Source organism: Lactobacillus sp. 23-2 (assembly GCF_044902225.1).
Classification (GTDB): Bacteria; Bacillota; Bacilli; order Lactobacillales; family Lactobacillaceae; genus Lactobacillus; species Lactobacillus absianus.
In genome coordinates this window covers 1-21,153 of sequence record NZ_JAOQBX010000002.1, presented here as the reverse complement: position 1 = coordinate 21,153, position 21,153 = coordinate 1, and the positions used below count along the sequence as shown (strand labels likewise).

Below are 21,153 nucleotides of genomic sequence, written 5' to 3'. Positions count from 1 at the left end.
ACATTAAATGAAAATCAAACGCTTATTGTCAACCATTGTCGCTGCCGGGGCTTTGACGGCCTTTGCTGGCGGAGTCAGCCAAAACATTGGCGCCAGCCAGGTCTACGCTTCAATCAACAGTGAGGCCAAGAAGACCAAGTACAGCGGCACCAAGTACCTGGACCAGCTGCTCAAGGCCGCGGGCCTGGTCTACAACCAGTTCAACAGCGTGGCCAACGGCAAGAAGTACGGCAGCCGTTTTGGCTACCGCAACGGCGTTGGCAAGCCAGAAGGGATCGTCGTTCACGAAACGGCCGACCCTGGCGCCAGCGCTTGGGATGAAGGCCGCTACTTCAACAACAACTGGACGAGCGCCTACACTTACGTGCACGCGGTAGTTGACCAAAAACAGGTCATCCAATTGATGACTCCAGACTACGGGGTGTGGGGCGCCGGCGCGATCGCCAACAAGCGCTTTATCCAGATTGAACTGTGCGAAGTCAGCACCCGCAAGCAGTTTGTGCAAAGCGTCGCCAACGACGCCTACTACATTGCCTCCCTGCTGCATGCTTACAATCTGACCCCATCCCGGGCCAGCAGCAATGGGACGGGAACGATCTGGTCCCACGCTGACGTCTCCAACTACCTCGGCGGGACCGACCACGGGGACCCAATCGGCTACTTTGCCAAGTGGGGCTACTCCATGAACAACTTTTACAGCTTGATCGTCTACTACTACAACAAGATGGGGACCTCAACCAACGCGGCTGCCAAAGCTTCATCTTCAAGTTCTAGTTCATCTTCATCTTCATCTTCAAGTTCTAGTTCATCTTCTAAGGCTTCGTCCAAGAGTGCCAGCTCATCATCAAGTTCATCCAGCTCTTCCGCAAGCCAAAAGAGTGCTTCATCCAAGAGCTCAAGTTCATCAGCGTCAAGCAAGCCGGCTTCTCAGGCCGTGACCGTGAAGACCATGAAGGTGATGCGCAATGCCTACACCTACACCGCTGCCGGCAAGCGCAATGCCAAGATCAAGACGATCAAGGCCACCAGCTACTTGAAGATCTACGGCGGGATCGTCACGATCAAGAAAGCGAAGTACTACAAGTACGGCAACAACAAGTACGTCAGAGCCGGAAACATCACCGGCTATGGCCGCAAGCTGAAGCACAATGCCTGGGTCTACACCCGGACTGGCGCGCGCGACCAGACTATGCCTAAGCAGCTGAAGGGCCGCAAGCTGACCACTTACGGCAGTCAGGTCAAGATCACGGCCAACAAGAAGACCAAGGTCTACTACCTGATCGGCTACACCAGCAGCAACGCGCCGCAATACGTGAAGGCTGTCAACTTTAAATAAGAAATATGCAGAAGCAGGAAAAATGCTTGCTCTGCTTCGGGACGTGAGAATTCATCTCACGTCCTTTTTTTGTTATAGTAAATGCAGTTAAAATAAGGAGACAAATTTTATTATGGAAGGATTTTCACTATTCTTGGTGGTCCTGCTGGCCCTGGTGATTCCCATCGTCATGGCCCGCCTGCAGGTGACCACCGTCCCGACCGCGGTCGCGGAAATCATCGTGGGGATCGTGATGGGGAAGAGCTGCTTCAATGTCATCACCCCCAGTGACCATTTGACCTTCTTGTCCAACTTGGGGGTCATCATCTTGATGTTCCTCTCTGGGATGGAAATCAACTTTGATTTATTGAATCCCAAGAAGCAGAGCAAGGCCAGAAAGTCAGAGAGCGGCAAGCAGGTCAAGCCGCTGCCCGCCGCTATTGCCGCCTTTTCCGGCGTGGCGGTCATGTCTTTGGCCCTGGCTTACGCCATGAAGGCGGCCGGCTTGTTTGGCGACGTTGCCTTGGCCGCGATCATTTTTATGACGGTAGCCTTGGGCGTGGTCATCGCTACTTTGAAGGAAAAAGAGATCCTGGGCCGGCCAATCGGGCAGACGATCCTGCTGACGGCGGTTCTGGGGGAAGTCATCCCCTTGCTGCTGCTGACGATCTACTCCACGGTCAATGGCGGGGATGCCAAGAAACTGTGGCTGATCATCCTGCTCTTTGTGGCCGCGATCATCCTGCTCAAACGCTTCAAGCGACCATACCTGTGGTTTGCCAAGGTGACCAAGGCAACGACTCAGCTGGACATCCGGCTGGCCTTCTTCTTGATCTTTGCTTTGGTGACAGTGGCGGAAAGCGTTGGGGCCGAAAACATCCTGGGGGCCTTCTTGGCGGGGATGGTCATGAAGCTCTTAGAGCCTACCGAGGCAACCAAGGACAAGCTGACCTCGATCGGCTATGGCTTTTTTATCCCCTTCTTCTTTATTAAGACCGGGGTCAATCTGAACCTGAAGCTGCTTTTTGCCAACCCGCAAGCCTTGATGCTCCTGCCGGTATTGGTGATCTGCTTCTTCCTGGCCAAAGTACCAGTCTCCCTGGTCTACATGCGCTTGTTCAACAAGCGCAACGCCTTTGCCGGCGGCTTCCTGACCGCGACGACGATCACCATTGTCTTGCCGGCCTTGCAGGTCGCGCGGGACTTGAAAGCCATCACGGCGACTCAGTCCAGTGCCTTCATCCTGGCGGCTGTCATCGTCTGCATCGTCTGCCCGATCGTCTTCAACGCCACCTTCGAGCTCTCGCCAGCTGACAAGCTGAAGGACAAGGTCACGATTTTTGGCATGAACGCGTTGACTTCCACGGTCTTCCAAGACCTGCATGACTCTTGGTATTCCGTCCAGATGCTGACCTGCGATCCGGAAAAGTACCGCACCTACCAGTCAAAGGTGCCGGGGCTGAAGCTGTTGGACAAAGTAGAGCCAGCCGTCTTGGAGGCAGCTGGTGCTTTTGACGCTGATATCTTTGTCGCCGGCCACCATGACGACCAGCTCAACTTCGAGCTGGGCCTGGCCGCCAAAAAGGCTGGGGTCAAGCGGGTCATCGTCCGCCAGCGGCAGCCAAATGCCGAAGTCATGGCGCGGCTGGATGAAGCGGGGATTGAGAGCTTCTCGGTCAACAACCTGCGCGGGGCCTTGCTGGCGGCCTTGATCGAATCGCCAGCCGTCTACCACATCATCACCGACGTCAACAACGCCCTGTATGACGTGGTGGTCAAGAACTCGGCCTATACTGGCCGCCAGCTGATGGACTGGGACTTTATCGACCAGATCACCGTTTCGCGGATCAAGCGCGGCAACAAGTGGATCTCCCCGCACGGCTCAACGGTCGTGGAACCGGGGGATGAGCTGATCTACAGTGGCCCTTGGCGGGAAGCGGACAAGATCCATGAGATCCTGAGCCGGAATTAATGACAAGCAAACAGCAAAAAAGGCTGATGCCGAATGGCATCAGCCTTTTTGTATTGCTTAAAGGCAGAATTTCCGGGCGGTCTCCAGGATCCGCAAGACGGCCAGGCTGTGCGCGAAGGCCTGGTCGCTGGCCTTGAAGTCGCGTTCAGCTTCCATGCGGACGAATTCCGTAAATTCCGGAATCATCCGGTGGGGAGCCAGGTTCAGGTTCTTGGCTACGGGCGTCTGCCCCCGCGGGATGAACTGGTAGCCAGCCAATTCGCCGCTGCTGCCGGTGAAGGCAACGGCCCCCTTTTCCCCGGAAATGATGGACTGGTTGCGAAAGCCCGCGTCGGCATCCTTCGCCGCGATCAGGTCCGCCTGCTTGTCTGGGTAGGTCAGGTGCAGGGAGCCGGAAGTGTCGACGCCCTTTTGCAGGTTAGGGTAGTAGACCAGGGATTCCGGCTCGCCGAACAAGGCCACGGCCAAGTGGACGTTGTAAACGTTCAGGTCCAGCAAGGCCCCGCCGCCCAGCTTGGGGTCAAAGGCCGGCGCGATCTCCCCGCGCAGGAAGGCATCGTAGCGGGAGGAGTATTGGGTATAGTTGAAGATGGCGTTGTGGACGGGACCCAGCTTTTGGACGTCTGCTTTAAGGGCCTTGAAGTTTGGCAGGTAGATGTTGGTGATGGCTTCAACGATCATGACGCCGCGCGCATCAGCGATCTGCTTCAGCTCGCTGGCCTCAGCCGCGGTGAGGACGAAAGGCTTCTCGCAAATCACGTTCTTGCCGGCTGCCAGGGCATCCTTGCTCATCTGGTAGTGCATGGAGGAGGGGGTCGCCACGTAGACCGTGTCCACGTTTGCCTCCATTAACATTTGCCGGTAGTCGCTGAAGGCGGCCTTGATCCCGTATTTGGCGGCCAGTTCCCGGCCAACTTGGGCTGACCGCTTGGTCGTGGCGATCGCGGCCAGTTCCAGGCCGGTGATGGCATTGGCGCAGGTGAGGAAGTCCTTGACGATCTTCCCGCTGCCGATGATTCCTAGCTTCATTTTGCTTCTTCCTATCTGTATTGCTTGATTGCTATTTGTTGGCTTGGGTGACGTCGACGGAGTTTTCCAGGACCGCTTTGGGAATGGCCAGCTTCTTTGAACTGTTGACGTCGCTCATGGTCACCTTGGCCTGACCGCCTTTGCCAGCTGTCTTGTACTTAGCCACGATCTTGAAGCCGGTCAGCTGGTATTGCCGATTAACGTAGATTTGCATGTTGATCTTGGTCAGCTTAGAGCCATTCACGTTTTCATCGCCGGAGACGGTGGCCAGCCCGCCGCTTTTATTGATGTCGCGCCAAAGGGACTTGCTTTTGCCTGAGTAGGTGAGGACATAGCCGGTCTTGCCATGTCTGGCGACTTGAAAAAGCCCGCGCGACTTGGCGGAGAGGGTCAGGAGATCCAAATCGTTGACGATCTTCTGGAACTGGCTGGCGCTGGTATACTGGCTGGCTTTGGCCTTGTACCAGGCTTGGTGTTGGTCCTTATAAAGGCTTACGTAGGCATAGCGGCTGGCGACCCACATCTTGACGTGTTGGTCGCCGGTCTGCGTGAGGTCGGTCCATAGCACGAAAGGCTGCTTCTGGCAGCGGATCGTGCCGTAGAACGCAACCGGCCGGCCCTTTTTGTCATAGTAGTGGTCGTCGACTTGCAGCTGGAAATTGCTGATCTTGGTTTTTTCGGCCTTGCGCAGGATCGTGCTGCTGTCCGGCGTGCTGCAGGCTGCCAGGGTCAAGCAGGCCAGCAGGAGGAAGCCAGCCAGTAAATAATGCAAATTTTGGCGGCACTTCATGGTCAATCACATCCTATCTTTCTTCATTTTAGCAAAAGTTCGGTGATTTGCTTGGAACTGAACTTTGAAAAGCCAGCTTTTTTTGTTCGGGGTCTTTGAAAAGTGGGCAAGAGGCCGTATAATATTTAGTGAAACGTTTAATTTGCTAAAGGAGATTTATTAATGTCTAAATTAGTTTTAATCCGTCACGGCCAAAGCCAATGGAACCTTTCAAACCAATTTACTGGTTGGGTTGACGTTAACCTTTCAGACAAGGGTGTTGAGGAAGCCAAGAAGGCTGGTAAGCTGATCAAGGAAGCTGGTTTGGAATTCGACCAAGCTTATACTTCAGTATTGACCCGTGCCATCAAGACTTTGCACTTTGCCTTGGAAGAAAGCGGCCAACTTTGGGTTCCAGAAGTTAAGACCTGGAGACTTAACGAACGCCACTACGGTGCTTTGCAAGGCTTGAACAAGAAGGCCACTGCTGAAAAGTACGGTGACGAACAAGTTCACATTTGGCGTCGTTCATACGACGTTTTGCCACCTGTTCTGTCAGACGACTCAGAATTCAGCCAAGCACATGACCGTCGTTACGCAAACCTTGACCCACACATCGTTCCTAAGGCCGAAAACCTTAAGGTAACTTTGGACAGAGTTATGCCATTCTGGGAAGACCGGATTGCTCCAGACCTTTTGGCTGGCAAGAACGTTATCATCGCAGCTCACGGCAACTCACTCCGTGCTTTGACTAAGTACATCGAAAACATTTCTGACGAAGACATCATGAACGTCGAAATGAAGACCGGTGAACCAGTTGTTTACACCTTCGATGACAAGTTGAACGTTGTAAGCAAGGAAAAGCTGGACTAATTTAAGTCTGCTTCTCAGCTGCAAGAAAGCGCAGGATTTCGATCCCGCGCTTTTTTTGTGCTGTAAAAACTGCAAAAATAAAATAACAGTCGTTCGCTAAAATGCCGTTGAAGATTGACATGGACGGCCAGAAGATGGTAGCTTTTAATAGACAGACCTGTTAATCAGTCAATAACAAGCAATCATGATTGGCTGATAAATGAAGCGTTTGCTTTTTTACAATTTATATAAGAAAGAACGCCGAACGAAATTTGGCATGTTTTTTTGCTATAATACTCACTAATGTGCAAGTTTAGTTAAGGTGTCGAATTATGAACAATGAAGACAGAAACAAAATCCGAAGCACCCGCGTGGGTGCTCAGCATCGCCAGCGCAATAAAGTGATCCGCAACTGGATCATCGGCATCCTGGGCGTCATTTGCATGGTCGCGGTGGGCGTTGGCTTATATGCCCGCCACCTGTACAGCACGGCTGAACAAGCGGCCAACAAGGCCTATGACCAAGAAAACGCCGTAAAGACCACATACGGTGAATTCAACGGCAAGAAGCCGTTTGCGGTTCTGCTTTTAGGGACGGACACGGGGGCCTTGGACCGAACCGACAAGATGGGGAACACCGACACGCTCATCATCGTGGTGGTCAACCCGAAGAAGAAGGGGTACACGATGTACTCCATTCCCCGCGACACCATGGCCGACATGGTCGGCGACAACTCTGGCGACGTGGCCAAGATCAACTCGGCTTATGCCAGAGGCGGAGCCAAGATGACCATGCAGACCGTTTCCGACTTGCTTAACGTGCCAGTCAAGTACTATGCCTTGGTCAACATGGGCGGCTTGATGAAACTGGTCAACTACGTGGGCGGGATCTATGTTACGCCGCCTTTAACCTTTACTTACAGCGGCTTTCCTTTCAAAAAGGGAGTCAAGCAGCACTTGAATGGGCAAGCGGCCCTGGCTTACAGCCGGATGCGCTATGACGACCCTAAGGGCGACTACGGCCGGCAATTGCGGCAGCGGGAAGTGATTACCAAATTGATATCCAAGCTGGCCACCACCGCTTCCTTGAAGAACTTTACCAAGATCGCGGACAATCTGTCTTCCAACGTGAAGACCAACTTGAGCTTCCAAGTTTTAAAGTCGATCCTGGCCAACTACTCCAACTGTACTTCCAACGCTTCAAGCGACTACTTGCAAGGCTACAGTGCCTACATCGATGACGCTGCCTATCAGATCGCGCCAACCAGCGAGCTGCAGCGCCTGTCAAACAAGATCCGCAAGGAATTGGGCTTGAAGACGGCTACGGTTTCCAACCGGGAAACGGAGTTGAACAAGCTCAACGAGGCCAATGGCTTTGACTTTACCAGCGGCCAGACCCAGACCTACAAGATCTACTCCAGCTCAACGACGGTCAATGAAGTCAAAGAGAAGAAGGAAAGCAAGTCAAGCAGCAAGAAGACGGCAGCCAGTTCTTCAGCTGCTGCCCAGTCTGGGACCGGCACGAATGCAGGGACGTATTCATACTCTAATTCCAACAATTCTGCTTACTCAATCAGCAGCTATGATACGAATCCGTTCTCTTCAGGAGGTTATTAGCCGTGACTGGGAAATGTGTTGCGCTCGTAATTGGATATTTCTTTGGCAATTTTATCAGTGCCATGTTCGTGGGGAAGTACTATCTGCATAAGGACCCGACCCAATACGGGTCCCACAACCCCGGGACGGCTAATGTTGGGGCGGTTTTTGGCAAGAAAGCCGGCATCATGACCTGCGTTGGCGACTTGCTGAAGACTTTGCTGGCGATTGTGGTCGTCTATGCCATCTACCACAGCCGCTTGCTCATTGCCTACACGGGCTTGGGCGTGGTCTTGGGCCACTGCTTCCCGGTCATGAACCATTTCAGGGGCGGGAAGGCGGTCGCGGTCGCGGCGCTTTTGTCAGTCGCCTACGACTGGCGGGCCGGCCTGCTCACCCTGCTGGTGGCTCTGTTTTTGACTGCCGTCATGCAGAACCTGACGATTCCGCCTTTGGTCTTTATGATCTTGTTCAGCGGCTATGAGCTGACCAAGTCACAGGAAGCCGGGATCGTCTTCTTTGTGATTGTTGCTATCATGGCCTTTAAGTTCCGCAAAGACATTTATGACTTTTTTACGGGCCATGGCAAGCGGGTGGATATCCTATACTCCATCAAAAAGAAATTAGGAATTATAAAATAAATTCTTAAGCTATTTTTTAGAAGAGACTACTATAATAGACAGTTGAGAGCTAACGAAATTAGAGAAAGAGGACAGTTTTATAGCTATGAGTGAAAATAAAAAAGCAACTAGAGCTCATAATCTGCTTAAAATTGGATTCCTGGTCCTATTGGGCTTGGTCATTCTGCTGCAGATGTTCAATTTTAAGCACTCTATGCTGAAAAGTCCGGTGACCTACCTGCGCTATCTGCCAGTTACGGCGGAAAGCGTAACCTACTGGTTCGTGCCAATGGTCTTTGGGGCGGTCTACAGCAAGCGCAAGCTGCGCTTCAATGAGGGCTTCCGCGCATGGTGCATTATGGAAGCGACCCTGCTTCTGTACTACATCGCCTTCTTCGCGATGGAGCCATGGCACTTGAACGCGTGGCGCTTCTGGGGGATGCTGTTCCCGGTCCTGACGTCAACGGTCGTCATGATGACGGGGATCATCTTTGCCCTGTTGGTGCAGCCGGTCATTTTTGACTGGCAGGAGAAGTTCAGCTACAAGCAAAGCTTGATCATTCTGTCAGCCTTGACTTTCCTGGGCTTTACCCTGACGGCCGGGACCTACCAGATCAATTACTCCCTGTATGGCTTGTACCTGATTCTGCCATTCGCGTGGGGGATGTTCCTGGGCAAGATCCACTTTACGACAAAAATGACGGTGTGGTCGGTCTTGGCCGGCCTGTTCACTTTTGCCTTTGTCCTGGTCGGGGTGCCGGGCTTTAATGCCGTCTATTGGTCACAGATTTTGGCCGGCCACGCCATAACTACTTCTTGGAACTACCAGTTCCTGATCAACGTGACCTCGCCGCTCATCTTTGTGATTGCCCTGGCTGGCTTTGCGGTAACGCGCAAGGCGATCGCCGTTTTGGAGGAAAAAGACCTTGACTTCCTGATTCCGCTGATCGTCTTCATGCAGGCGCCAATTACCTCCCAGTTCGTGGCTTCATTTAAGTACGGCACGGGCAGCCGGCAGGCCAACCGCCTGATTACGATGCTGATCATGCTTGGGATTGCTACTCTGTGGCACTGGTTCTACGAGCGCTACCTGTTCAGATGGAAGCCAATCAAGCGCTGCAACGCCTTCTTGTACCGGACCAAGAGCTTCGGGGAAGTTGCTGAAGGCTTATTTGACCACTTGAGGAGCTGGATCAAGTACCACCGGACCAACCTGTCCACTTGGGCTTTCTTCTTCGTGGTTTCCTTCGCGTCATTCCTGATTGAATCCGACAAGCTGCGGATTCAGATCTCTACAGCGGCTGACGTCAACGCGATCGTCTGGATTCTGGGAACTAAGTTTGGGACTTTGATCCTGACGACGATTTTTATCGATGCATTGTTCACGATTCTTTACTTCGTGACGACCCGTTACTGGCTTTCAATGGTTACCACGACGGTCTTCGTGCTTGGCTGGGCAATTGCCAACAAGATCAAGCTGAATCTGCGCGGGGAACCAATCTATCCAAGCGAATTGTCTGAAGCGGCCAACGCCGGCAGTCTGCTGGACATGATCGGCGGGACCAAGACCTTGATTTTGATCTTGGTTGCCCTGGCCCTGGTGATTGCCTTGATCGTCTTTTTGGAAATCAAGTTCAAGGTCAAGAAGCGGGGCAACTGGAAGCGCCGGGGCTTGTGGGCCTTGGCCTCCCTGGGCTTGTTCATCACGCCTTTATGGTTCAATCACCAAGGCTCAATCATCTACCGCCTCAACCGGGCTTTTGACGATAAGCAGTCCTTCAGAAATCCGGAAAGAGACATCCAGGTCAACGGGCCAATTTTGAACTTCCTCAACTATATTGACCTGCAGATCATGGATAAGCCGGAGAATTACTCTAAGAGCCAGATCAACAAGATCTACCAAAAGTATGCGAAGCTTGCCCAAACGATCAACAAGACTCGGACCAACGACCTGTCCAAGCAGACGATCGTCTTCAACCTGAGTGAATCCTTCATGGATCCAACCACTTTCCCAACGATCAAGTTCGCCAAGGGGGCCAAGGACCCAATCCCTTACATCCACTCCTTGAAGAAGACAACGACTTACGGGACCATGCTCAGCGCTGGCTACGGCGGCGGTACGGCCAACATGGAATGGGAATCCCTGACCGGCTTCAACATGGGGGCCTTCAGTACTTCTTTGACGCCTTACGTGCAAGTCGTGCCGCAATACAAGTACTACCCAACCATTGGGGCCAACTTCAGCTACTCATCAGCCGTTCACCCGTTCATCGGGACCTACTACTCAAGAATTGAAGACTACAAGCGCTTCAAGTTCAACAAGTTTGTCTACCTCGGCTCTAAGTACAAGATCGTTGACCAAAAGAAGCTGGGGACTAACTCATACAACTCCGACTTCACGACTTACGCTAACGGCTTGCGGCAGATCAACTCCCGCAAGGACGGCCAGTTCATCAATCTGATTTCCATTCAGAACCACATGCCATACAACAACTGGTATCCACACAACCCTTATGCTGGCAAGATCTCCGGTGACCTGTTCAGCGATGGTGACGTCAGAACGCAAGCGGCGACCTACATCATGGGGACCCACTACACTGACGAAGCAGTCAAGAAGTTTCTGAAGCAGATTGACAAGATCAAGAAGCCAATCACTTTGGTCTTCTACGGGGACCACTACCCATCAGTCGTTCCCCAGTCATACACTTCCAAGTACCCGATTCAGATGCACTCAACCCGCTACTTCATCTACTCCAACAAGTACGCGCGTCAGCACGGGGCTAAGGCTAAGCTGGCTTCCAAGACCAACTACGTCAACACCAGTGACTTCATCGCGATGATGCTGGAACAGACCAATTCGAAGGTTACGGCCTACCAGGCATTGCTGACTGAGGTGCACAAGAAGCTGCCAGCCTTGACTATCAGCTACACTGATGACGCTGGCTTCACTCTGGTTGACCAGAAGGGCAAGGAAGTCGATCCAAAGACTTTGACCAGCTCACAGCAAGCCCTCTTGAAGGACTACGAGATGGTTCAATACGACATGACTGCCGGTGAAGCATATGCCTTGAACATCAAGGGCTTCTACACCATGAAGAAGTAATTCAATTGTAATTAATGAACAGGGACCAAGGAGGTTTGGTCCCTGTTTTTGCTTTATTAATCCAAAGACAGGGGACGACGATGAAACAGAAGCAGCGCATCGACTATCTCGATTATCTCCGCTTGGTGGCGATCTTCGGGGTAATTACCGTGCACGTGGCCACGTCGCTTAATTTCTACCATCAGGATTACGCGGGGCTGAACTGGCAGATTCTCAACTTCTGGGACGGACTGAGCCGCTTTTGCGTGCCGGTCTTTATCATGATTTCAGGGGCACTTTTTCTCAATCCTAATTTTGAGCTCAACAGAGACAAGCTGTTTAACAAGTACTTGCGCAGAATCGTGACTGCCTATGTAATTTGGCAGCTGATCTACTGCGGCTGGTACTATTTCGCCAAAGGCAGCGATCTGGTGACCGTGGCCAGGCTTTTGCTGGGAAGCTACGACCATCTCTGGTATTTGCCGATGATTGCCGGTCTTTATCTGGTGACGCCGCTATTGCGGCCGATCGCCAGAAGAAGGCAGCTCTTGGAATACTACCTGCTGCTGGCCTTGCTTTTGGCCTGGATTTTGCCGACCTGCCTGGCTTTGGCCCGGCTCTGGCCCAACGCGCCCAAGCACCTGACATTGGCGACAGCCGCGCTGAGCCGCCTGCTGGGCAAGCTGAACGTTAAAATCGTGATGGGCTACGGGGGCTACTACATGGCTGGCTATTACCTCAGCCAGGCGCATCTGGATAAGCGGAAATTGCCCCTTGTCCAAGTTCTGGGCTTGGCCGGGGCAGGGGCAACGATTGGTTTGACTGGCTGGGTGACGGCGAGGAGCGGCCATTTGCGGCTGGCTTTATACAGCTACAATTCCTTTTTTGTCCTGCTGGAGAGCAGCGCGATTTTTCTCAGCCTGCAGACCCTGAAGCCGCAGGCCTGGTCTAGAGAAAAATTAGGGGAGCTGGCTGCGTCAGTCATGGGCATCTACCTGATCCACCCCCTCTTGATCTACTACTGGGGGAAAAGCCCGGTCTGGCAGCTGGCGGCAGGGAACGCGGCTTGGCTGCCGGTCCTGGTTGCCTTGGTTTTCGCCAGCAGCTTGGTCATCGTCTGGCTTTTGCGAAGAAGCCGTTTTTTGGCCCGCTGGCTTTTATAGGCTTGACCCTGGAGCAAAATCATGTTATTTTTATAAAAACGCGACAGCGAAGTAGCGCCTTGATTCAGCGGTCAGAGAACTAGCGGGTGGTGTGAGCTAGACAGGTCAAGGGCAGCGAAATACAGCGCGGGGCGGAAGTCCTCGTTAACAACTTCCAGTTAAAGGCACAAGAGTGCGAACGTGGGTGGTACCACGGCTAAGAATGAATTTAGTCGTCCCTGGATCATTGGATCCAGGGACTTTTTTATTGGAGGCAGAAATGGCTAATTTTGACATTTTGGAAGATTTGAAGTGGCGCGGGGCCATCAACCAGGAAACTGACCCTGAAGGCTTGCGCAAGTACCTGGAGGAGCATGATGACTTTGCTCTTTACTGCGGGACCGACCCAACCGGCGATTCCCTGCACATCGGCCACTTGATCCCGTTCATGATTTTGAAGAGATTCCAGCTGGCCGGCTACAAGCCAGTCATTATCATCGGCGGGGGCACGGGCTCAATCGGCGACCCATCCGGCCGTTCAACTGAACGGGTGCTGCAGTCAGAAGCAACCATTCACGAAAACGAGGAAAAGCTGACTGCCCAAATGGTCAAGCTGTTTGGCACTGAGAACTTCAAGATCGTCAACAACCGCGAATGGCTGGGCAAGATGAGCCTGCTCGCCTTCCTGCGCGACTACGGCAAGCTCTTCCAGATCAACAACATGCTGAACAAGGAAGTCGTCGCCAGCCGCCTGGAAAACGGGATTTCCTTTACCGAATTCTCCTACCAGATCCTGCAAGCCATCGACTTCTACATTCTGAACCGGGACCATGGGGTGCAGATGCAGATCGGCGGGGCTGACCAATGGGGCAACATCACGGCCGGAATTGACCTGATCCACCGCCTGGAAGGGCAAGAGCGCCCAGCCTTTGGCCTGACCATTCCGTTGATGCTGAAAGCCGACGGGACCAAGTTCGGCAAGTCAGCCGGCGGTGCCGTTTGGCTGGATCCGGAAAAGACCAGCCCTTACGAGTTCTACCAGTTCTGGATCAACCAAGACGACCGTGACGTCGTGAAGTACCTGAAATACTTCACCTTCCTCAGCCACGAGGAAATCGATGAGCTGGCAGAAAAGGTCAAGACTGAGCCTTGGAAGCGGGAAGCCCAAAAGCGGCTGGCTGAAGAAGTAACCAAGTTCGTGCACGGCGAAGCCGGCCTGGATGAAGCCAAGACCATCACCAAGGCCCTGTTCTCCGGCAACGTGAAGAGCTTGACCACCAAGCAGGTTGAAAACGCCCTGGCTAAGGCGCCAAGCGCCGACAGCACGAGTGAGCCGAAGAACCTGGTTGACTTCCTGGTTGACGCCAAGATCGAATCATCCAAGCGCCAGGCCCGTGAAGACATCAAGAACGGCGCCATTTACATCAACGGCGACCGGGTGCAGGACGTGGACTTCGTCGTTGACCCGGCGGCTGCCTTTGACGGCAAGTTCGTGATCGTCCGCAAGGGGAAGAAGAAGTACACCCTGGTTCACGTAAAATAAGCAATAATCTTTTAGCATGCAAGACGCGTCTCCTTTAGGGGGGACGCGTTTTTCTCGTTATGAAAAAGCGGGCAAATCTGCTACAATAGATACGCCGCTTTAGCTCAGCAGGTAGAGCACCGCCGTGGTAAGGAGGAGGTCGTCAGTTCAAATCTGACAAGCGGCTTAAGCAGGCTACTCGGCCTACTTTTCTTATAACAGCATAAAAAAACTAAAAGATGTTAAAATATAAATAAAAAACGTACGTTAGCTAATTGCTGAAGAGCAATCCCCGCTGAAGTTAGGTCACTTTTTTATACAATATCTACGGTTTCTTCAAGTTTTTTTAACTAAAAGAACACAAGATGCGATATGAAATCGGCTATAATTAAAAGCAGTGGCATTAAAGAACACGGACCGGAAGATGGACCACGTCATCTACCCGACCGACCGCCCAAAGGTTAACATGATCGTGGCTCAGGCAGTGGCTAATGTCAACCGCAAGAGCCAGCGCCCGGAAATCATGACCTTTCGTCTTTTGACCAAGGATGGCTGTCCCTTGAAGGTTCTGGCCAAGGGACGGCTGGTTCGGGACCCGCGCGACGGCCTGGTCTTCTACGTCACGATTCTTGACGTGGCGACTGATTTGCTGCTAGATCAAGCAGCTGCATCAAAAGATTAGAATTAGTAAAGCAGACTCCGGCTATTGATTGGCTGGGGTCTTTGTTATATATTGGTGAAATATCTTAGGTCTGAAAAAAGACAGTCTCAAAAAACGAAAATCACAAGAAACGAGGAACAAGATTGGACAGACAATTAGTGGCAGATTACATAGAGAAGCAATTAGGCGATGAAATGACTGGGCATGACTTCTATCACGGCCAGCGGGTCGCTAGACTGGCCGAGCGCATGCTGGTGGCCGATCACCCGGAGAGCGGGCAGGAAAGCCGTGACATCGCTTTTGCGGCGGGTTTTGTCCATGACGCGATCGATGAAAAGGTCTGCGCTGACCCAAGCCGGGTTCTGGGGGAATTGGCCATGCTGCTTGACCAGGCAGGCATGAGCCGGGAAGCCAAGGAGAATGTCTTTTTTACCATCCAGCACATGTCTTTTTCCAAGAATATCGAGCACCGCTACCAGCTGTCTCTGGAAGGGGAGTACGTCCAAGATGCCGACCGGATCGAGTCCTTGGGCGCGATTGGGATTGCCCGGGCCTTTGTCTATGGCGGCAAGCATGACAACAAGATCTACGATCCAGCGATCAAGCCGGCTGAATTGGTCAGCCATGACCAGTATCGAAGCCATACGGAAACGACCATCAATCACTTTTATGAGAAGCTCTTTAAGCTGGAAGGCTTGATGAACACCCAAGCCGCCAAAGCTGAAGCCCACCGCCGAAGCGAGTATATGCGCGCTTTCGTGGCCGAGTTCCTGCACGAGTGGAATTTGGACTAACTTAAAAATATTTTTCTTAGTCAAAGATGAGAAAAGGATTGCCAAGATTAAGAAAATAAGATAAAATTTCTGTTAGACATCGTGAGGTTTTAATTCGTGTGTGCAGAAAATCTCATAGTAAAGCTAAGGAGAAAAGATCATGAAATTTAGCAAAGCGTTAGGCGTGGGTGTCACTGCCCTTGCATCAGCAGCAATGCTGGCAGCATGTGGCGGCAACTCATCATCAAGCTCATCATCCAAGAAGTCCATCAACTGGATGGTTGCTTCAGAAATCCCAACCATGGACCTTTCCAAGGCAACGGACGCGACTTCATTCAACCAAATTTCCAACACTATGGAAGGCTTGTACCGTTTGGGGCCAAACTCTAAGTTGGAAAAGGCTTTGGCAACCAGCGAAAAGGTTTCAAAGGATGGTAAGACTTATACTTATACTTTGAGAAAGTCAAAGTGGAGCGATGGCAGCGAAGTAACTGCCAAGGATTTTGTCTACTCATGGCAAAGAACCGTTAACCCTAAGACTGCTTCCCAATACTCATACCTGTTCTCAGGCATCAAGAACGCCGACGCTATCGTTGCCGGCAAGAAGCCAGTCAGCTCCTTGGGCATCAAGGCCGTAGGCAAGTACAAGCTGGTTATCACGCTTGACCGCCGGATCGCCTACTTTGACAAGCTGATGGGCTTTGCAGTCTTCTTCCCACAATCAGAAAAGACTGTTAAGAAGTACGGCTCCAAGTACGGGACTGCTTCCAAGTACATGCTGTACAACGGTCCATTCAAGCAAACCGGCTGGACTGGCTCAAACCTGTCTTGGAAGATGGTCAAGAACCAAAACTACTGGGACAAGAAGGACGTCAAGCTTGACGCCATCAACTGGTCAGTGCAAAAGACGCCATCAACCGGCTATAACCTGTACCAATCAAACAAGCTGGACGCTACTGCTCTGGACTCATCACAAACCAAGCAATTGAAGAACCAAAAGGGCTACACTTCACTTAACCAAGGTGCAACCTTCTACATGCAATTCAACGTTGCCAAGAACAAGTACCTGGCTAACGCCAACATCCGCAAGGCCATCTCCCTGGCTGTCAACCGGAAGGGCCTGACTTCATCACTGGGCGGCAACAGCGTTCCTGCCAACACTTTGACGCCAACGCAATTGACCAGCGTCAACGGCAAGGACTACACGACCCGGATCGCTAAGTCAGCTGAAGTCTACTACCCAACGACTACCAAGAAGAGCGAAGCCGTTAAGTACCTGAACAAGGGGCTTAAGGAACTTGGCGTAAGCAAGTTCAGCTTCAAGATCCTGTCAGACGACACTGACGCGGGCAAGAAGACGACTGAACTGCTGCAATCAAACATCGAATCAACCTTCGGCGGCAAGGTTTCAGTTTCAGTTCAAAACCTGCCGTTCAAGACCCGTCTGTCACGGTCAACTGCCGGCAACTTTGACGTGGTCATCTCAGGCTGGAGCGCCGACTTTGCCGACCCAATTTCCTTCCTGGACCTGTTCACGACTGGCAATGCTGAAAACAACGGTAAGTGGTCAAACAAGGAATACGACAAGCTGATCGCCGACTCCAAGGTTACTGCCTCAACTTCCAAGCGTTGGGACGACTTGACCAAGGCCGAAAACATCCTGCTTGAAAACACTGGCGTGGCACCTCTGTACTACAACACCAATGTCTGGATGATCCGGCCAAGCGTTAAGGGCGTTATCCAAAACCGTGGTACTTGGAACTTCAAGGACGCTTACGTTAAGTAAAGGCAAGCAGCTTTAAAGCTGAAAAAGAGAAGCAATTTCTGCTTCTCTTTTTCTTTTTGCCAGAATTCAATAAAAATGAAAAAACAATTAATACGGGCTTGTGCAATTCTAAAAAGAGGAGTAATATGAATTTAACATTAAAGATTAATTAGTTGGCCAACTTTCTTAATCTCACTTAATACTCGTGTGTCTAAGAAGATAAAGGAGAAAAGTACAATGAAGCTTAGCAAGACTTTAAGTTTAAGCGCAACCGTCTTGGCATCAGCTGCCTTGTTGGCTGCCTGTGGCAATAATAATTCCTCGTCGTCATCATCAAGCAAGACCTTGAAGTGGATGGACGCGGCTGAAATCCCAACGATGGACTTGTCAAAGGCAACTGACGTTACCTCGTTCAACCAATTGACCAACACCTTGGAAGGTCTTTACCGTTTGGGCCCTAACTCCAAGCTGGAAAAGGGCTTGGCAACCAGTGAAAAGGTTTCAAAGGACGGCAAGACTTATACCTATACCTTGAGAAAGTCAAAGTGGGACGATGGTACTCCTGTAACTGCCAAGGACTTCGTCTACTCATGGCAAAGAACGGTCAACCCTAAGACTGCTTCCCAATACTCATACCTGTTCTCAGGCATCAAGAACGCTGATGACATCGTTGCCGGCAAGAAGCCAGTCAGCTCCTTGGGCGTCAAGGCCGAAGGCAAGTACAAGCTGGTCGTAACGCTTGACCGCCGGATCGCTTACTTCGACAAGCTGATGGGCTTCGCGGTCTTCTTCCCGCAACAAGAAAAGGCTGTTAAGAAGTATGGCTCCAAGTACGGTACTGCTTCCAAGTACATGGCCTACAACGGTCCTTACAAGCAGACTGGCTGGACTGGTTCAAACCTGACCTGGAAGCTGGTTAAGAACAAGAACTACTGGGATGCCAAGGACGTTAAGCTTGACGCCATCAAGTACAGCGTACAAAAGTCACCATCAACCGCGTACAACCTGTACCAATCAAAGAAGCTTGACTACACTAGCCTGGATGCTTCACAAACCAAGCAATTAAAGAACGACCCAGCTTACCGTAGCTTGAACCAAGGTGCAACCTTCTACCTGCAATTCAACATTGCCAAGAACAAGTACCTGGCTAACGCTAACGTCCGCAAGGCTTTGTCACTGGCCGTCAACCGGAAGGGCCTGTGCTCAACTCTCGGTGGCTCAAGCACCCCTGCCAACACTTTGACTCCACCGCAATTGACCAACGTCAACGGCGAAGACTACACCAAGGGCATTGCTTCATCAGCTGAAGCCAACTACCCAACCAGCACCAAGAAGAGTGAAGCCGTCAAGTACATGGACAAGGGTCTCAAGGAACTTGGCGTCAAGAGCTTCAGCTTCAAGATCCTGTCTGACGACACTGACGCCGGCAACAAGACGACTGAAGCCCTGCAATCAAACTTTGAATCAACCTTCGGCAAGAGAGTCAGCGTTTCAGTTCAAAACCTGCCATTCAAGACCCGTCTGTCACGGTCAACTGCCGGCAACTTTGACATTGTCGTTTCCGGCTGGAGCGCCGACTTCGCTGACCCAATCTCCTTCCTGGACCTGTTCACTTCAAAGAACCCAGAAAACAACGGGAAGTGGAAGAACAGCGAATACGACAAGCTGGTTGCTGACTCAAAGACCACTTCATCATCATCCAAGCGTTGGGACGATCTGACCAAGGCCGAAGAAATCCTGCTTAAGGACTCCGGCATCTCCCCACTTTACTACCAAAGCTCATCAGTTCTGGTACGCACCAACGTCAAGGACGTTTACCAAAACCGTGGGACTTGGAACTTCAAGGATGCCTACATCAAGTAGTCTGACTGCAGCCTAATTAAAAGCTAGATTTAAATGAAGAAGAGAAGCAAGCTTGCTTCTCTTCTTTTTTATGGCGATTGATAGTTGCCAAAAAAAGGCCCTTTTTTAGTTTTGTTGAAAAAATGAGAAAACACTGGTGAGAATTGTACTTTTCCTCATTTTTTTGCCAAAAAAGTCTTCTCAAAAGGCAAATTTTTGCTATAATTAAACACAACTTAAGTAATTTAATTTTTGGTTAATGTAAAACTTGAAGAAAGACAGCTGGAACGATGTTTCCAGTTTCGTGTGTGCAATGAGTGAGGTATTTAAAATGAGAAAGAGCAGATTATTTGCAGCCAGCTCAGTCCTTTTGGCCTCCGCGGCGCTTTTGGCAGCTTGCGGAAGCAAGTCATCCTCTTCGTCCAGCAAGCCCCAAAAGCTTGCCTGGACTGAAGCGGCCGAATTGACCACGATGGACCCGTCAAAGGCCACTGACCGTTATGATGCCGACCAGTTCAACAACGTCATGGAAGGCTTGATCCGCTTGAGCAACAAGGCCAAGGCTACCCCAGGGATGGCCAAGTCCTGGAAGGAAAGCGCGGACGGCAAGACCTGGACCTTCAACTTGCGCAAGGGGGCTGAGTGGTCCAACGGCGATGAAGTTACGGCCAACGACTTCGTCTACTCTTGGAGGAGAACGGTTGACCCGAAGACGGCTTCAGAATATGCTTACCTGTTCTCAGGCATCAAGAACGCTGATGCCATCGTAGCCGGCAAGAAGAAGGCCACTGCTTTGGGCGTCAAGGCTGATGGCAAGTACAAGCTGGTCGTTACCCTGGATCGGAGAATCCCATACTTCAAGCTGCTGATGGGCTTCTACATCTTCTTCCCGCAAAACCAGAAGTTCGTGGAAAAGTGCGGCTCCAAGTACGGCACCGCGGCCAAGTACGTTCTGTCCAACGGCCCGTTCAAGATGACCGGCTGGACTGGCACCAACTTGAGCTGGAAGCTGAAGAAGAGCAACACTTACTGGGACAAGAAGAACGTCAAGCTTGATGAAGTAAGCATGAGCGTTCAAAAGACCCAAACGACCAGCTACAACCTCTACCAAAGCGGCAAGCTGGACGAAACCAACCTGAACGCTCAGCAAAGCAAGCAGCTGAAGGGCACCAAGGGCTGGACCATCCGGAAGTTTGCTTCGACTAGATACCTGCAATACAACATCGCCAAGGACAAGAACCTGGCTAATGCCAACCTGCGCAAGGCGATCTCACTTTCAATCAACAAGTCCCAATTGGCAACTACTGTTGGTGCCGCCAACGCCCCAGCCGTTTCATTCACGGCAGCTGGCATCACCGACGGCGCGACTGGCAAGGACTTCTCAAGCGAAGTTGAAACTGCCGCAACCAAGGCCGTTCAAGGCTACGACAAGGCCAAGGCCAAGGAATACTACAAGAAGGCTTTGAAGGAACTTGGCAAGAAGTCAATCACCATCCAGCTTTTGGGGGATGACACTGATGATGCCAAGAAGGTTACCGAATTCATCCAATCAGCCCTGGAAACCAACCTGGGGATGAAGGTTGAAGTTTCCAACGTGCCATTCAAGACCCGGCTGTCCCGCGTTTCCGCGCTGAACTTTGACGTGGTCGCAACTGGCTGGACTGCTGACTTCTCAGACCCAATCTCCTTCCTGGACCTGCTTGCCAAGGGCAACGCCTACAACTACGGGAAGTGGCAAAGCAGCAGCTACAACAAGAACCTGACGACTTCAAAGACGACCAGTTCAACTGCTGACCGCTGGAAGGCCCTTGTTGCCGCTGACCAGGCCCTTGTTGAAGACCAAGGCGTAACGCCGCTGTACTACAGCAACGAGGCTACCCTGGTTAAGACTTCAGTTAAGGGCGTCGTCTTCAACGGTGCCGGCTCTCCTTACAACTTCAAGGAAGCCTACATCAAGTAGCCGGAAGCTGAGAATTGAAAACATTGTAAATAAAAAACTAATCATGAAAAGAGGACCCGCGGGTCCTCTTTTTTATGCTCTGCTTGAGACTCTTTTGCCTGACTTTTGCCGAATGATTGTTAAGCATTTTGCCGGATTTTCTTGCTTTATTTAGGTCGACTTTCAGTAAGGCTGATGAAAATATCAAATATCGCAAAGTATCAACTACCCCCGACCGAGGTCGGAGGTTTGCGACTAACTAGCGTGGTCCAAAC

At 51.6% G+C, this 21,153-nt stretch carries 15 protein-coding genes and 1 tRNA gene; 14 read left to right on the top strand and 2 right to left on the bottom strand.

Features of this window, described 5'->3' with window-relative positions; genetic code table 11:
* Window positions 1–7 precede the first annotated feature (7 nt).
* Together OCH80_RS01045 and OCH80_RS01040 are read left to right on the top strand one after the other, a co-directional pair.
* Complete coding sequence (locus OCH80_RS01045; RefSeq protein ID WP_404537205.1) at window positions 8–1,336, top strand: SLAP domain-containing protein; 1,329 nt, start codon at window positions 8–10, stop codon at window positions 1,334–1,336.
* A 112-nt stretch (window positions 1,337–1,448) separates the two neighbouring features.
* Window positions 1,449–3,287, top strand: coding sequence for a monovalent cation:proton antiporter family protein (locus OCH80_RS01040; RefSeq protein WP_404537203.1), 1,839 nt, complete (start codon window positions 1,449–1,451; stop codon window positions 3,285–3,287).
* 57 nt (window positions 3,288–3,344) lie between these two features.
* Here OCH80_RS01040 and OCH80_RS01035 read toward each other — a convergent pair whose 3' ends face one another.
* Together OCH80_RS01035 and OCH80_RS01030 are read right to left on the bottom strand one after the other, a co-directional pair.
* Complete coding sequence (locus OCH80_RS01035) at window positions 3,345–4,316, bottom strand: Gfo/Idh/MocA family protein (protein ID WP_404537201.1); 972 nt, start codon at window positions 4,314–4,316, stop codon at window positions 3,345–3,347.
* Window positions 4,317–4,347: 31 nt separating this feature from the next.
* A complete protein-coding gene (locus OCH80_RS01030; protein WP_404537199.1) occupies window positions 4,348–5,106 on the bottom strand; it encodes a DUF6612 family protein in 759 nt (252 codons plus the stop codon).
* A 162-nt stretch (window positions 5,107–5,268) separates the two neighbouring features.
* Between OCH80_RS01030 and OCH80_RS01025 the strand changes: the two genes are divergently transcribed.
* From OCH80_RS01025 to OCH80_RS00970, 12 genes are all read left to right on the top strand, one after another.
* Window positions 5,269–5,958, top strand: coding sequence for a 2,3-diphosphoglycerate-dependent phosphoglycerate mutase (locus tag OCH80_RS01025; RefSeq protein WP_154549021.1), 690 nt, complete (start codon window positions 5,269–5,271; stop codon window positions 5,956–5,958).
* 311 nt (window positions 5,959–6,269) lie between these two features.
* Window positions 6,270–7,553: an LCP family protein gene (locus tag OCH80_RS01020; protein ID WP_404537197.1), complete on the top strand. Its 1,284-nt coding sequence runs from the start codon at window positions 6,270–6,272 to the stop codon at window positions 7,551–7,553.
* 2 nt (window positions 7,554–7,555) lie between these two features.
* A complete protein-coding gene (locus OCH80_RS01015; RefSeq protein WP_404537195.1) occupies window positions 7,556–8,173 on the top strand; it encodes a glycerol-3-phosphate acyltransferase in 618 nt (205 codons plus the stop codon).
* 85 nt (window positions 8,174–8,258) lie between these two features.
* Window positions 8,259–11,255, top strand: a complete 2,997-nt coding sequence (locus tag OCH80_RS01010) for an LTA synthase family protein (protein WP_404537193.1) — start codon at window positions 8,259–8,261, stop codon at window positions 11,253–11,255.
* A gap of 80 nt (window positions 11,256–11,335) precedes the next feature.
* On the top strand, window positions 11,336–12,397 hold the full coding sequence (locus OCH80_RS01005) for an acyltransferase (protein WP_404537191.1): 1,062 nt from the start codon (window positions 11,336–11,338) through the stop codon (window positions 12,395–12,397).
* Between the two features lie 259 nt (window positions 12,398–12,656).
* The gene (gene tyrS, locus OCH80_RS01000) at window positions 12,657–13,919 is read left to right on the top strand and encodes a tyrosine--tRNA ligase (protein WP_404537189.1); all 1,263 of its coding nucleotides are present in this window, start codon (window positions 12,657–12,659) and stop codon (window positions 13,917–13,919) included.
* Window positions 13,920–14,012: 93 nt separating this feature from the next.
* A tRNA-Thr gene (locus OCH80_RS00995) sits at window positions 14,013–14,085 on the top strand.
* Between the two features lie 210 nt (window positions 14,086–14,295).
* On the top strand, window positions 14,296–14,580 hold the full coding sequence (locus OCH80_RS00990; protein WP_404537187.1) for a hypothetical protein: 285 nt from the start codon (window positions 14,296–14,298) through the stop codon (window positions 14,578–14,580).
* Window positions 14,581–14,702: 122 nt separating this feature from the next.
* Window positions 14,703–15,353, top strand: a complete 651-nt coding sequence (locus OCH80_RS00985) for an HD domain-containing protein (protein WP_404537185.1) — start codon at window positions 14,703–14,705, stop codon at window positions 15,351–15,353.
* Window positions 15,354–15,492: 139 nt separating this feature from the next.
* Window positions 15,493–17,118 (top strand): peptide ABC transporter substrate-binding protein, encoded by a 1,626-nt coding sequence (locus tag OCH80_RS00980; RefSeq protein ID WP_404537183.1) that lies wholly within the window; start codon window positions 15,493–15,495, stop codon window positions 17,116–17,118.
* 216 nt (window positions 17,119–17,334) lie between these two features.
* Window positions 17,335–18,960: a peptide ABC transporter substrate-binding protein gene (locus tag OCH80_RS00975; protein ID WP_404537181.1), complete on the top strand. Its 1,626-nt coding sequence runs from the start codon at window positions 17,335–17,337 to the stop codon at window positions 18,958–18,960.
* 310 nt (window positions 18,961–19,270) lie between these two features.
* Entirely contained in the window at window positions 19,271–20,899 is a 1,629-nt protein-coding gene (locus OCH80_RS00970) for a peptide ABC transporter substrate-binding protein (RefSeq protein WP_404537179.1), read from the top strand.
* Window positions 20,900–21,153 lie beyond the last annotated feature (254 nt).